Source organism: Prauserella muralis (assembly GCF_003202285.1).
Lineage (GTDB): Bacteria > Actinomycetota > Actinomycetes > Mycobacteriales > Pseudonocardiaceae > Prauserella_B > Prauserella_B muralis.
Map to the genome: position 1 here is coordinate 1,896,601 of NZ_MASW01000001.1, position 12,835 is coordinate 1,909,435.

Annotated in this window: 14 protein-coding genes; 9 read left to right on the top strand and 5 right to left on the bottom strand. The window is 71.3% G+C overall.

What is annotated here, in order from left to right; translation table 11 throughout:
• Window positions 1–64: 64 nt before the first annotated feature.
• Complete coding sequence (corA, locus tag BAY60_RS10130) at window positions 65–1,159, bottom strand: magnesium/cobalt transporter CorA (protein WP_112280470.1); 1,095 nt, start codon at window positions 1,157–1,159, stop codon at window positions 65–67.
• Window positions 1,160–1,475: 316 nt separating this feature from the next.
• On the opposite strand from corA, the gene BAY60_RS10135 reads away from it, so the two are divergent.
• The 3 genes from BAY60_RS10135 to BAY60_RS10145 are packed head-to-tail and all read left to right on the top strand — an operon-like array spanning window position 1,476 to window position 4,751.
• On the top strand, window positions 1,476–1,979 hold the full coding sequence (locus BAY60_RS10135; protein WP_112280471.1) for a MaoC family dehydratase: 504 nt from the start codon (window positions 1,476–1,478) through the stop codon (window positions 1,977–1,979).
• A complete protein-coding gene (locus BAY60_RS10140) occupies window positions 1,972–3,081 on the top strand; it encodes a DUF2332 domain-containing protein (RefSeq protein ID WP_112280472.1) in 1,110 nt (369 codons plus the stop codon). The genes BAY60_RS10135 and BAY60_RS10140 overlap by 8 nt, the downstream gene beginning before the upstream one ends.
• A gap of 59 nt (window positions 3,082–3,140) precedes the next feature.
• Window positions 3,141–4,751 (top strand): acyl--CoA ligase family protein, encoded by a 1,611-nt coding sequence (locus tag BAY60_RS10145; RefSeq protein ID WP_112280473.1) that lies wholly within the window; start codon window positions 3,141–3,143, stop codon window positions 4,749–4,751.
• Here BAY60_RS10145 and BAY60_RS10150 read toward each other — a convergent pair whose 3' ends face one another.
• Window positions 4,752–5,150, bottom strand: coding sequence for an NUDIX hydrolase (locus BAY60_RS10150; RefSeq protein ID WP_112280474.1), 399 nt, complete (start codon window positions 5,148–5,150; stop codon window positions 4,752–4,754).
• Window positions 5,151–5,308: 158 nt separating this feature from the next.
• Here BAY60_RS10150 and BAY60_RS10155 point away from each other — a divergent pair, with 158 nt between their 5' ends.
• From BAY60_RS10155 to BAY60_RS10180, 6 genes are all read left to right on the top strand, one after another.
• Window positions 5,309–5,470 (top strand): hypothetical protein, encoded by a 162-nt coding sequence (locus BAY60_RS10155; protein WP_170160342.1) that lies wholly within the window; start codon window positions 5,309–5,311, stop codon window positions 5,468–5,470.
• A 19-nt stretch (window positions 5,471–5,489) separates the two neighbouring features.
• A complete protein-coding gene (locus BAY60_RS10160) occupies window positions 5,490–6,050 on the top strand; it encodes a PH domain-containing protein (RefSeq protein WP_112280476.1) in 561 nt (186 codons plus the stop codon).
• A 38-nt stretch (window positions 6,051–6,088) separates the two neighbouring features.
• Window positions 6,089–6,958, top strand: a complete 870-nt coding sequence (locus tag BAY60_RS10165; protein ID WP_112280477.1) for a PHP domain-containing protein — start codon at window positions 6,089–6,091, stop codon at window positions 6,956–6,958.
• 1 nt (window position 6,959) lies between these two features.
• Entirely contained in the window at window positions 6,960–7,586 is a 627-nt protein-coding gene (locus BAY60_RS10170; RefSeq protein WP_112280478.1) for a MarC family protein, read from the top strand.
• A gap of 119 nt (window positions 7,587–7,705) precedes the next feature.
• Complete coding sequence (locus tag BAY60_RS10175) at window positions 7,706–8,560, top strand: RecB family exonuclease (RefSeq protein WP_112280848.1); 855 nt, start codon at window positions 7,706–7,708, stop codon at window positions 8,558–8,560.
• A 35-nt stretch (window positions 8,561–8,595) separates the two neighbouring features.
• Window positions 8,596–8,949 carry a hypothetical protein gene (locus tag BAY60_RS10180; protein ID WP_112280479.1) on the top strand — a complete coding sequence of 118 codons (354 nt, stop codon included), beginning with the start codon at window positions 8,596–8,598 and terminating at the stop codon, window positions 8,947–8,949.
• A 35-nt stretch (window positions 8,950–8,984) separates the two neighbouring features.
• On the opposite strand, the gene BAY60_RS10185 is transcribed toward BAY60_RS10180, so the two are convergent.
• The 3 genes from BAY60_RS10185 to BAY60_RS10195 form a co-directional block, all read right to left on the bottom strand.
• On the bottom strand, window positions 8,985–10,340 hold the full coding sequence (locus tag BAY60_RS10185; RefSeq protein ID WP_112280480.1) for an IS4 family transposase: 1,356 nt from the start codon (window positions 10,338–10,340) through the stop codon (window positions 8,985–8,987).
• Window positions 10,341–10,577: 237 nt separating this feature from the next.
• Window positions 10,578–11,477 carry an alpha/beta fold hydrolase gene (locus tag BAY60_RS10190; protein ID WP_112280481.1) on the bottom strand — a complete coding sequence of 300 codons (900 nt, stop codon included), beginning with the start codon at window positions 11,475–11,477 and terminating at the stop codon, window positions 10,578–10,580.
• On the bottom strand, window positions 11,474–12,835 hold the full coding sequence (locus BAY60_RS10195) for an Rv3212 family protein (RefSeq protein WP_112280482.1): 1,362 nt from the start codon (window positions 12,833–12,835) through the stop codon (window positions 11,474–11,476). The genes BAY60_RS10190 and BAY60_RS10195 overlap by 4 nt, the downstream gene beginning before the upstream one ends.

Below are 12,835 nucleotides of genomic sequence, written 5' to 3' on the forward strand. Positions count from 1 at the left end.
CCTGTGCTGGTTCGAAAGGATCCGGCAGGGACGGCTGCGGCTGCTGACGGCACGGACGGCCGGGTCAGAGCCAGCGGTTCTTGCGGAATATTCGGTAGAGCAACAGGCAGATGATCAGGATGACCGCGACGATCGCCGGGTATCCGTAGCGGGAATGCAGCTCCGGCATGTAGTCGAAGTTCATGCCGTAGATCCCGGCCAGTGCCGTGGGCACGGCGATGATCGCCGCCCACGCGGTGATCTTGCGCATGTCCGAGTTGAGCTGCAGGGTGATCTTTCCCAGCGTCGCGTCGACGAGCGTGGTGAGCAGCTCGTCGAACGACTCCACGCGCTCGGCCACGGTGGTGACGTGGTCGTGGACGTTGCGGAAGTAGGAGCGGACCTCGTCCGGCACCAGGCGCGTGTAGCCCTCGGACAGCCTGCGCAGCGGCGTGGCCAGCGGCGACACGGCCCTGCGCAGCTCGAGCACCTCGCGCTTCATCAGGTAGATCTGCTCGGAGGTGACGCGGGTCCTCGGCCCGAACACCTCGGTCTCCATCTCGTCGATGTCGTCCTCGATGCGGTCGGTGACCTCGAGGAAGTGGTCGACGACGTGGTCGGCGATGGCGTGCAGCACCGAAGCCGGGCCCGGCTGCAGCCGCTCCGGGTCCTGGTCGAGCTCCCGGCGCAGGTGCGCGAGGCCGGTGTGGTTGCCGTGCCGGACCGTGATGATGAAGTCGGTGCCGAGGAAGGCCATCAGCTCGCCGGACTCGACGATCTCGTTGGCGGTGGTGGGCGACTCGTGCTCGACGTAGCGCACCGTGCGGAACACCATGAACAGGGTCTCGTCGTAGCGCTCGAGCTTCGGCCGCTGGTGGGCGTGCACGGCGTCCTCGACCGCCAGCTCGTGCAGGCCGAAGAGGTCGGCGATGCCCTGGATCTGCTCGCCGTCGGGCTCGTGCAGGCCGATCCAGACGAAGCCCTCACCGCGCTCACGGACCTCCTGGATGGCACTTGCATGCGTCCAGCGGCCCGGCAACCGCTTGCCGTCGACGTAGACGCCACAGTCGACGACATACGCGGACAGGGGCACCGGCACCGGCGCGGCCGACCGCTCCGAGCGGCCGTTGCGCGTACCGCCCCGGCCGCGCAGGCCTCCGAGGGAAGGAATCGCAGGCATGGGAATCTCCTGGCTGTGACGTCGCGAATGGTGGACGACGCGCCGGGCGGAAGAAGGTCCGCTCGGCACTGCCAGCGTGTCCCGCCTGGGTCAGCCGATCAGCGAGGAGAAAGACGGCAGGCCCGTTCAGGGGGAACGCTGGCTGAACTAGGGAGCGGACTATCGCCACTACTCATGTGCGTTCCTCACCTCCTTGGGCCGCCTGCGTGGTGTTACTCGCGTTGACGCGCTCAGCGCCAATGGTCAAGGGTACTCCTCAACATCACTGAACGTCGCCGCAGGGCGGTGTGACGTTACTTGCTAGGAGGTTGGCGCGGTGCAGTTCGGGCGGTATTTCGAGGAGTTCGAGGTCGGCGCGGTCTACAAGCACTGGCCGGGCAAGACGGTCACCGAGTACGACGACCACCTGTTCTGCCTGCTGACCATGAACCACCATCCGCTGCACATGGACGCCCACTACGCGGGCGAAACCACCGACTTCGGCAAGAACGTGGTCGTGGGCAACTACATCTACTCGCTGCTGCTCGGCATGTCCGTGCCCGACGTCTCCGGGAAGGCGATCGCCAACCTGGAGGTCGAGTCGCTCAGGCACGTGAAGCCGACCTTCCACGGCGACACCATCTACGGTGAGACCGAGGTCCTCGAGACGACGCCGTCGAAGTCGAAGGACGACCGCGGCGTCGTGTACGTCGAGACGCGTGGCTACAAACAGGACGGCACCGTCGTGTGCACGTTCCGGAGGAAGGTCATGGTTCCCAAGCGTTCCTACGGTGAGGCCAGGGGCGGCGAGCAGCCCGGCCGCCCGGTGCCCCATGAGTGATCTGGACAGAATCAAGCACTGGCTGCGCCGTTTCGCCGAGCACGACGCACGCGGGGTCTCGCCGCTGTACGAGCACCTCGCCGCGCAGGCGGCCGAGGACGACGAGGTGGCCGGCCTGCTCGCGGCGGCGCCGTCGGGGGAGGACGCCCAGCCCACGCTGCTGCTGGCGGCGGCGCACCGGCTGGTGCAGGCCGACCCGATCCACCCGCTGTCGCGCTACTACCCGTCGCTGGGCGGGTTCGACGGCGTGGACGGCGACACCTGGCCACTGTTCCGTACGTTCCTGCTGGAGCGCGCCGACAAGGTGCGTGAGCTGGTGCGCACCCGGTTCACCCAGACCAACGAGGTGCGCCGCGCCGCCGTGCTGTACCCGGCGGTGGCGCTGGTCGCCAAGCAGGCGGGGGGCAAGGTGGGCCTGCTGGAGGTCGGCTGCAGCGCCGGGTTGCTGCTCGGCATGGACAGGTTCGGCTACCACTACCAGTGCGACGGCGGCGAGCAGCTCACGGCGGGCCCCGCGAAGACGGCCGTCGGCCTGCACTGTGCGCTCTCCACCGCGGGCGACGCGGTGCTGCCGAAGATCCCGAAGAAGCTCGCCGTCGGGGCCAAGGTCGGGCTCGACCGCTCGCCCGTGGACGCCTCCGACGAGGACGAGCTGGCGTGGCTGGAGGCGTGTGTCTGGGCCGATCAGCCCGACCGCATCCGCCTGCTGCGCACGGCGGCCGCCGCGCAGCGCAAGGACCCGCCCGAGCTGGTGGCAGGCGACGCGGTCGACGATCTGGCCGCGGCGGCCGCCCGCGTGCCAGCAGAGCTGCCGCTGGTGGTCCTCACCAGTCACGTGCTGGCCTACTTCTCCCGCGAGCGGAGGGAGGCGTTCCTCGCCGCACTGCGGGAACTGGCCGCCGACCGTCCACTGTGGTGGGTGTCGATGGAGGGCTACGAGGTGGGCCTCGCCCACGTGCTGCCCGGCAGGGACGACCTGGCGTTCGGCACCACCGCGCAGGCGACCCTCGGCATCGCGGAATGGGAGGGAGGCGCGGCCAGGGCGCAGGCCCTCGCGCTTGCCGCGCCGCACGGCCAGCGGATGACCTGGCTGGGCCGCTGACGGTCCTCCTCTCCAGCCGGAGGTTGTGAGCCCGCCGCACCGCTGACGAGGATGGGGTGATGAGCGCCACAGCCGACACCTGGTACACGCCGCTGACCCCGCTGTCGTTCCTCGAGCGCTCCGCCGAGGTGTTCGCGGACAAGACCGCGATCGTCTACGGCGAGCGCCGGACCACCTACCGTGAGTTCGCCGCGGAGGCGACACGCGTCGCCCGTGGGCTGCGGGCGTGCGGCGTCGAACCGGGCGACCGGGTGGCCTGTCTGCTGCCGAACATCCCCGAGATGCTGGTGGCGCACTTCGCGGTACCGCTGGCGGGCGGGGCCCTCGTCGCGATCAACACCCGCCTCGCGCCCGCGGAGATCCGGTACATCCTGGAGCACTCCGGCGCCAGGGTGCTGGTGGTGGACGCCGCGCTGCACGCGTCCGTGCCCGACGACGTGCCGGTGCGGGAGGTCGTCACCGTCACCGACCCGGCCTCCGGCGCGAGCCCCGATCCGCGCCTCGGCGGGCTGTCCTACGCCGAGCTGCTGGCCAGGGGTAGTGCCGAGCCCCTGCCGTGGACGGTGGCCGACGAGCGCTCGACGATCTCGATCAACTACACCTCGGGCACCACCGGCAGGCCCAAGGGCGTGATGTACCACCACCGCGGCGCCTACCTGAACTCGCTGGCCGAGGTGGTGCACTCCCGGCACTCGCCGGAGTCGCGGTATCTGTGGACGCTGCCGATGTTCCACTGCAACGGCTGGTGCACCACGTGGGGCGTGACGGCCGTCGGCGGCACCCACGTGTGCCTGCGTGCGGTCGACGCCGCCGAGATCTGGCGGCTGCTCGACTCCGAGGGCATCACCCACCTCAACGGCGCCCCGACCGTGCTCAACACGATCGCCAACCACGAGGGCGCGCACCCGCTGTCCCGCGAGGTGGTCGTGACCACGGCGGGCGCGCCGCCGAGCCCGACGGTCATCACGCGGATGTCGGCGCTGGGGGCCCGGCTCGTGCACGTCTACGGGCTGACCGAGACCTACGGCCCCTACACGGTGTGCGAGTGGCAGGACGGCTGGGCGAGGCTGGACGTCGAGGCGCGCAGCAGGCTGCTGGCGCGTCAGGGCGTCGGCATGGTCGTCACCGACGGCGTGCGCGTGGTGGACGAGGAGATGAACGACGTGCCCCGCGACGGCGCCACCATGGGCGAGGTCGTGATGCGGGGCAACAACGTGATGTCGGGGTACTTCGCCGACCCGGACGCCACCGCGACGGCGTTCCGCGGCGGCTGGTTCCACTCCGGTGACCTGGGTGTGTGGCATCCCGACGGCTATGTCGAGCTGCGTGACCGCGCCAAGGACATCATCGTCTCCGGCGGCGAGAACATCTCCACGATCGAGGTGGAGGCCGCACTCGACTCGCACCCCGCGGTGCTGGAGGTGGCCGTGGTGGGCGTGCCGGACGAGAAGTGGGGTGAGCGACCCAAGGCCTATGTCGTCCGGCGGCAGGGTGAGGACGCGGCCGCCGAGGACCTGCTGGAGCACGCCCGGGCCCGGATCGCGCGGTACAAGGTCCCCGATGAGGTGGAGTTCGTCACGGAGCTGCCGAAGACGTCGACGGGCAAGATCCAGAAGTTCCAGCTCAGGGAGCGGGACTGGGCGGGCCGCGCGTCGCGGGTGCAGGGCTGATCAGGCGCGGGGAAGCGCACCCCAGTCACGGAGCGTGTCAGCGAGCCCGTCGGTGAGCGCGCCGGTGCGCTCCAGCTCGGCGAAGGCCGCGCCGTCCACCCAGCGGGCGGCGGCCGCGTCGTCGCCCGCGACGAGCTCGCCGCCGCCGACCGCGCAGGCGTAGTCGTGGATCTCGTAGGCCCCCCTGACCACGGTTCCCACGAGCTGACCAGGCAGAACGTCGAGGCCCGTCTCCTCGCGCAGCTCGCGGACGACGGCGTCGGCGTCCGTCTCGCCCGCCTCGACCCTGCCCCCGGGCAACGACCACCGTCCCCGTGCGGGTTCGTGCGCGCGCTGGATCAGCAGCAGCCTGCCCGTGGCATCGTGGACCACCCCGCCGACGCAGCGAACGTGGCGCATTAGCCCGCCTCCTCGTCACTCTCCGTGTTCGTTGCGGCCGATTTGCGCAGCGCGCTGACCCAAGCGCAGGACTTTCCTCCCGTAACGCTGCGCAGTGCGGTACAAACTTAGTGGCACCTTGCCACCAGGTCTGCACTCGAGAGACGGGATTGATCGCCGTGAACGCGAAAAAGCTTGCGACTTTCGCTGGTATCGCGTTGGTCCTCTTCTTCGTGATCGCCCAACCAGGAAACGCCGCGGGCCTTGTCAACAACATCATTGGCTTCCTGCGCGACGCTGCCGAGGCGGTCATCACGTTTGTGAGCAACGTGTTCAGCTGATCCGCGTTACGCTGCTCTCATGTTCGCGCCACGCGACCCCGACGAGTACCTGCTCGACACCGAGCGCAGGGTCATCCGGATTCGTCGGCACTGGGCGTGCCTGCTGTGGGACACGTTCGAGGCCGTCGCCCTCATCGCGGTCTGCGTGATGGTGTCGTACGTCCTGCCGCCCTCGTTGTGGGTCGTGCAGAACATCCTGTGGTATCTGGCGCTGGCCGTGGTGCTGCGCTTCGCCTACCAGGTGATCGAGTGGTGGGTCGAGCGGCTGGTGGTCACGGACAAACGGTTCATCATGACCACGGGCGTGTGGACCACGAAGGTCCTGATGATGCCCATCACCAAGGTCACCGACCTGACCTACGAGCGCTCGTTCTGGGGCCGCATGCTCGGCTACGGCACGACGGTCGTCGAGTCCGCGGGCCAGATCCAGGCGCTCAACCGCATCGAGTACCTCCCGCGGCCGGAGGAGTTCTACGACACGATCTCCGAGCTGGTGTTCGGTGACAAGCAGAAGCAGGCCGAACGGTTCTCGATGATCAAGGCGCAGCGGGCCGCCCGCGGCAAGCGTGTGGTCGGCTGAGGCGCCCGCGCGCCCGGTGACAACGCTGCCGCGCGAAAATAGTGCGCGTGCGCATTGACCTGCATACCCACTCCACCGTCTCCGACGGCACCGACAGCCCCGCCGAGCTGGTGGCCACGGCCGCCGCGGCGGGACTCGACGTGGTGGCACTGACCGACCACGACACCACCGCGGGCTGGCAGCCCGCCATCCAGGCGCTGCGGCCCGGGCTGCGGCTCGTCCCGGGCGCCGAGCTGTCCTGCGAGTCGGTCGACGCGCGGGGCAGGCGGGTGAGCGTGCATCTGCTGGCGTACCTGTTCGACCCCACCGCGCCGCCGATCGTCGCCGAGCAGCAGCGGCTGCGCGGGGAGCGGCGCAGGCGGTTGCGCGTCATGGCGGCGCGGATGGCCGAGGACGGGCTGCCCGTGGACCCCGACGAGATCCTGGGCCTGCTCCACCCGGACGCGCCCGCAGGCAGGCCGCATCTGGCGCAGGCGCTCGTGCGCGCGGGGCTGGTGAGCACGGTGGACGAGGCGTTCGCCGACTACCTCGGCAGCCGGCGCGGCTACTACGTGCCGCGCCGGGACACGCCGGTGGAGGAGGCGATCGACATGATCGGCGCGGCGGGAGGGGTGACCGTGCTGGCGCACCCGTTCGCGGAGTCGCGCGGGCCGATCGTCACGCCCGAGGTGATCGCGGCCCTCGCCGAGCGGGGGCTGAGCGGCGTCGAGGTGGACCACCCCAACCACGACGCCGCCACACGCGCCGAGCTGCGCGGGCTCGCCAAGGAGCTGGATCTGGTGTGCACGGGTTCCAGCGACTACCACGGCACGAACAAGACCATCGAGATCGGCCAGGAGACCACCGACCCTGACCAGTTCGAGGCGCTGGCCGAGCGCGCCACCGGCGCGGCGGTGCAGGAAGCCTGACGTGGCCTTCACCGACGTCTTCGAGCCGGGCATCTTCTTCGAGGCCGCCATCACGCTCGTGGTGATCATGGACCCGCCTGGCACGGTGCCGGTGTTCCTCAGCCTGGTGGGCCGCAAGCCACCGGCGGCGCGGGCGAGGGCGGCGCGGCAGGCCGTGCTGGTGTCGCTGCTGGTCGTGTCGCTGTTCGCGGTCGCGGGCCAGGCGATCCTGGCGTACCTGGGGATCGGCATCCCGGCGTTGCAGGGCGCGGGCGGGCTGCTGTTGCTGCTCATCGCGCTCGACCTGCTCACCGGCAAGGGCGGTACGGAGCCGGAGACGGCCGAGGACGTGAACGTGGCGCTCGTGCCACTGGGCACGCCCTTGCTGGCGGGCCCGGGTGCGATCGCGGCGACGATCGTGTTCGTGCGGGAGGCGCACGGCAGGCTGGGCGCGTACGTGGCGCTGGGCCTGGCGATCGTGACCGTCCACCTCGTGCTGTGGGCGTGCATGCGTTACTCCGGGGTCGTGATCCGGGTGATCCGGGAGAGCGGCATCACCCTGCTCGCCAAGATCGCGGGCCTGCTGCTTGCGGCCATCGCCGTGCAACTGGTCGCCGACTCGGTGCAGGGCTTCATCACCGGCGCCTGACCCCGCTCCGCCACCCACTGTGGGAGCAAGGGACCTTTACTCTCGTTTTGTGGGAGTAAAGGTCCCTCGCTCCCATGGGGGCCGCGGGGATGTCGGTGGGGCTCCGTAGGCTGGTGCCGATGGGGCAACTGGGCTTCGACTTCGGGGTGCAGCCGCGCAGGCTCACCAAGGTGACACCGGCGCGACTGGCGACCTTCGACGACTGCCCGCGCCGCTACCGGCTCAGCTACCTCGACCGGCCGACGCCACAGCGCACCGGGCCGTGGGCGCACAGCACGCTCGGCGCCGTCGTGCACAACGCGCTGCGCGCGCTCTTCGACCTGCCGCCGCAGCGGCGCAGCCCCGAGCGTGCGGCCGCGCTGGTGGCCGAGCAGTGGAACGACGCCGGGTTCGCCGACGCCGAGCAGGCCGCCCAGTACCGCGAGCGCGCCAGGGAGTGGGTCGCCTCCTACGTCGAGCACAACGACGTCAGCGCGGACCCCATCGGCGTGGAACGCTGGGTGTCCGCGCCCGTCAGCCCGAATGACGGCCCGCCTTCACTGATCGTCGAGGGCCGCGCCGACCGCATCGACGTACGCGACGGCGAGCTGGTGATCGTCGACTACAAAACGGGCAAGCGCGCGCCCGACGAGTACGAGGCGCGGGGCTCGCAGGCGCTCGCGCTCTACGCCGTCGCCGCGGCCAGGACCCTGCGCAAGCCCTGCTACCGCGTCGAGCTGCACCACCTGCCCACCGGCACGGTCGCCGCCGCGGACCACACCGACGACAGTCTGCGCCGCCAGCTCACCCGCGCCGACGAGACCGCCACCGAGCTGCAGACCGCAACGGATACCCTGGCGGCGGGCGCGGACGCGGACGAGGTGTTCCCGGCGCGCACGGGCCGCCGGTGCGCATGGTGCGACTTCCGGCCGAGCTGCCCCGAGGGGCAGCAGGCGGCGCCGGCGGCACGGTCCTGGGAACTTCTGGCGCCCTGAGGCGCTGACAGGACATGGACGCGACACGGAGAGACATGCGGCACGGTCCGGACACGACAGGACGCGACACGGTGGGGCTGGGTGCCGTGAACGGTTCGGGACGGCCGGCGCCGAGGCGCGTCGTGCGCTGGTGGCGAGGGCTCACCGGGTCGCTGGCCGCCGGGCTGGCCGCGGCGACCCTCGTCGTCCTCGGTGCCGCGGTGTTCGGCCTGGCCAGCGGGGTGGAGGGGCCAGGCGCGTCCTCGATGTGGGGGCACGTCGCGGGCACCGCGGTGGCCCTGCCCACGCAGTGGGTCGCGGACCGCCACCGGGGCCCCATAGCCGCCGCGGCGGGCGCCGTCGTGGTGCTCGCCGTCACCGCCGTGCTCTGGCTCTTCTGGTGGGCTTAGTCGCCGACGTCTCCCCAATGCGCAAGGCCGGGTAGTTAGGGCGGGGTGGTGCGTGTCAACGGGCTTGTTGCGGCGTTGGTGATGGTTATTTCGATGGTGATGGTGTGGCAGGTGGGGGGTTGGTGGGGTTTGTTGTAGGCGTATTTGGATAGTGGTCGTTTGACGGTTCGGGGGCAGGTGCGTGCTCGGCGGGCTGGGAGCAGGCTGGCCAGGATGTGGGTGCCGATGGTGCCGATGAGGTCGATGTGGGTGCCGGCGATGATCGACTGGGCGGTGATGACCTGGTCGCGGGCGGCGTGTAGCGCGACGCTGAACCCGGCCCGGTCGGGGGTGAGGCCGGGGCGGGAATTGGTGGCGTCGGTCATCGCGATGCGCAGGATTTGATAGGTCGCCAGCAGTGCCCAGAGTTCCTGCTGGGCTCCGGTCGGGGTCTGCGAACGCAGGACCCGCCCGCGGGTGAGGGTGTGTTTGAGGGCGAGGTAGGCGGTTTCGATCTCCCAGCGCTGGTGGTAGAGCTCGATCAGGTCGGTGGCCGGATAACGCTGGGGGTCGAGCAGGGTGGTGACCAGCCGGTAGTGCTCGCTGCGGTGGGACCCGTCGGCTGTGGTGACGGTGACCAGGGCTTCGATGACCCGGACTTCGACGCCGCCGATGATCGAGCGGATCGACCCGTCGGTGTGGCGGCCCAGCAGTGGTGGGCGTCGGTTGCCTTTGAGCCGGATCAGCAGGTCCGCGCCGGTGCTGGCGGTGCCGGCGAGGAAGGTCGCGGCGTCGAAATTGCGGTCGGCGAGCAGCACCATCCCCGGACGCAGCCGGTTCAGCAGGGTGGCCGCGTAGGCCAGTTCTCCGTCGGCGGGGCTGCCGAACACCGCCGCGATCAGCGCGCGGGTGCCGCACTCGACCAGCGTGACCAGCCGCAGCAGCGGATACCCGGCCGAGGGATGGGAGGCGGTGCGGCTCATCTGGGTCCAGGCCCGGTGGGGTTCGCTGTCGGGGATGGCGACCTGCGTTCCGTCGATCGCGACCAGTCGCAGGCCCCGCCAGCAGGCGCCGGGGGTGCGGGGCCGGGCCACCGGCCCGGCCAGCAGAGTGAACAACGCGGCCAGCGGGCCCGGCCCGAGGCGGGACCGGGCTTGCCGCAATGCCGACGCCGTCGGCGTCGCCGGCCGCAGCGCACCCAGACCGGCGGTCAGCGACGCAAACACCCCGCGATAGCCACGCTCGGGGAACAGGCCCATCGCCAGCAGGAAGTACACCGTCACCCGGGCCGGCAACAACCGCACCCGCCGCTGCGTCGCCGCGGGCGCCTCGGCCAGCACCGCATCGACCATCTCGAAGGGCACGACCTGGGTCAGCTCACCAAGGTGACCCGGCGCGAACACACCAACCATCCGGGATATGACAGACTGCGCAGACAACGGAGCTCCCGCCGAACGTTGATCTTGGTCGACAATGTTCTAGCGGAAGCTCCGTTGTCCTACTCCACCAGGGTTGACACCACACCCACGCCCCTAACTACCCGGCATTGCCCCAATGCCACATTCGGTCCACTCAGTGGAGCGAATGCGGCATTCGCTCCATCCAGTGGAACAAATGTGGCATTGGGGAGCTTGGGGCGGCGCTGTGGGTCAGGCGAGCCAGGTGCGCCAGGCCGAGAGCAGGACGTCGAGCAGGCCGTCCGGATTCTCGGTGTTGGGGGAGTGCGCGGCATCGGCGACCACGGCGAACGGCGCGCCCAGCCTGCGCGCCATCTCCTGCTGCACCGGCACCGTCCAGGCGTCGTCGCGCTCGCCGGCCACCACCAGACCCGGTACGGCACGGTCCCGCAGGCGCTCGGCAAGTTCGGCCACCCGGTCCGGCTCGGCACGCAGCCCGAGCGCCATGCCCAGCAGCCCGGCAGCCGACGAGGTGACGAAGCGCTTCCGCAGGAACGCCCGCAGCTCCGCCGCCAGCAGCCCCCACGCGGGCGACGCCGCGCTCACCTGCTCCCGCACCGCGTAGGCCGCCTCCACACCTCGCTGGCGCAGCAGCGGCTCGCCCGCGTCGAGCGCCTGCAGCCGGAACCCCGGCGGAAGCTTGGCCGGGCCGCTGTTGAGCAGCGTCAGCCCCGCCACCGGCGCACCGGCCAGCACGGCGCCCCGCGCGACCAGTCCGCCGTAGGAGTGGCCCAGCAGCAACACCGGCCTGCCGTCGGCGGCGAGCGTGCCCGCCAGTTCGGCCACGACCTCACCCAGTTCCAGGGGCAGGTACCGGGACTCGTCGTCCGGGCCGGGTGACTCGTACTGGCCGGGCAGGTCCACGGCCACCGGGTGCAGGCCCGCACCCGCGAGCCCGTCGAGCAGCGGCGCGAAGTCCTCCTTCGAGCCGGTGTAGCCGGGCACGAGCAGCACCGTGGCGGCGGCCTCGGCGGGCGCCGGCCCGCTCAGTGCCGCGATGGGGCCGTAGCGCCCCGGCAGTTCGGTGCGCCGCCCGCCGTGCGGTGACAGCTGTGAGGGCACCTCGTCGCGAACGAACTCCGCCTCGCTCATCGCAAGCCCACCAGCGTGTCTCCCCGTTGCTCCAGCAGGACCGGCCCCACCGCCGCGAGCCGGACCGGCCCCTCGTAGCCGTGCCGGTCGACCGCGACGGTGCGCAGCGTGTCGCCCGTCGCCTCGTCCACCACGGCCAGCCCGCCTTCGATCGGCACGACGTACTGGCCCGCGAACACCGTGCCGGGCCCGAGCGTGCCGGTCACCGACCAGCGGGGCGCGAGGTCGTCCCGCGACAACGCCATTGTCCTCGATCCGGTGAACCAGTACAGGTTCTCGCCGCCGGTGGAGGTCGGCACCACTCGCTGCGGTGCGCGCGCGAGCTCGGCGGCAGGCACGTCGACGGGGTAGGCGGCGCGCTGCCTGCCCTCGAAGTCGAACACCACGAGCCGCCCGGTGTCCGGCATCGCGACCGCCACCGACTCGCCGGACATCGCCACGAGCGTGCCCCTGACGCCCGGCAGGAGGTTGCTGAACTCCTCCTCCGGCTCGTCGGCCTCCTCGCCCGCCGCGACCAGCACGGTGAGCCGGTCGGCGTTCTCCCCCGGGCAGCGCTCGATCACGCCGACCCGGCCGGACGCCGCGGCCACGGAGCTGTACGAGCAGCCGGTGCGGGGCTGCCTGTCGGGATTGACCAGTCCGTACACCCGGCCGTACTCCATGCTCTTGACCAGGTCGTTGCGCCACGTGTTGAGCAGGTGCTCGCCGGTGGTGGTCACATGCCCGCTGTCGGCGACCAGCCGCGTGCCCAGCTCGGCGTCGCCGTTGCGCTGCGCCGTGCGCCTGCCCGTTCCGGGATCGAGCTGGGTGACCTCGCTGCACCCGGTGTCCTTGCGGTAGACGGCCAGCACACGGCCCCAGGCACCCCCGACCGTGCACAGCCGCAGGTCCCGCGCGTAACGCCAGCGCTGCTCGCCGGTCAGCGGGTCGCGGCCGACGACCTCGCCGCCGGAGGCGGTGACCGCCGACGCGCCCTCGGCGACCGGCACGGGCGTGGCCTCACTCGGTGCCCGCCAGCGCTCGGTCAGCTGCGCGGGCACGGAGTCCGGCGCGGCGGGCAGCGCGGGCGGAGGCGGGGCGGTCTCCTGCGTGGTCGCCCTGCTGTCGCTGAAGGTCCACACCACGACGCCTGCCGTCACCGCCAGCACGGTGAGCAGCGCGGCGGCCACCCGGTCGCGGCGCCGGTTCCACGGCGAGCGCCTGCCGGGGCGCGGACGCGCCGAATGCCGGGCCCCACGGTGCGTGGGAACCGGCTCCGGCTGCGGTTGTGCGAGCACGTCCTCGGTGCCGGGGGCGAGCACGGGTGCGTGCTCGCCGGTGTCCTGCTTGCGGTGCCGGCCGGAGGAGGAGCTGCTCAC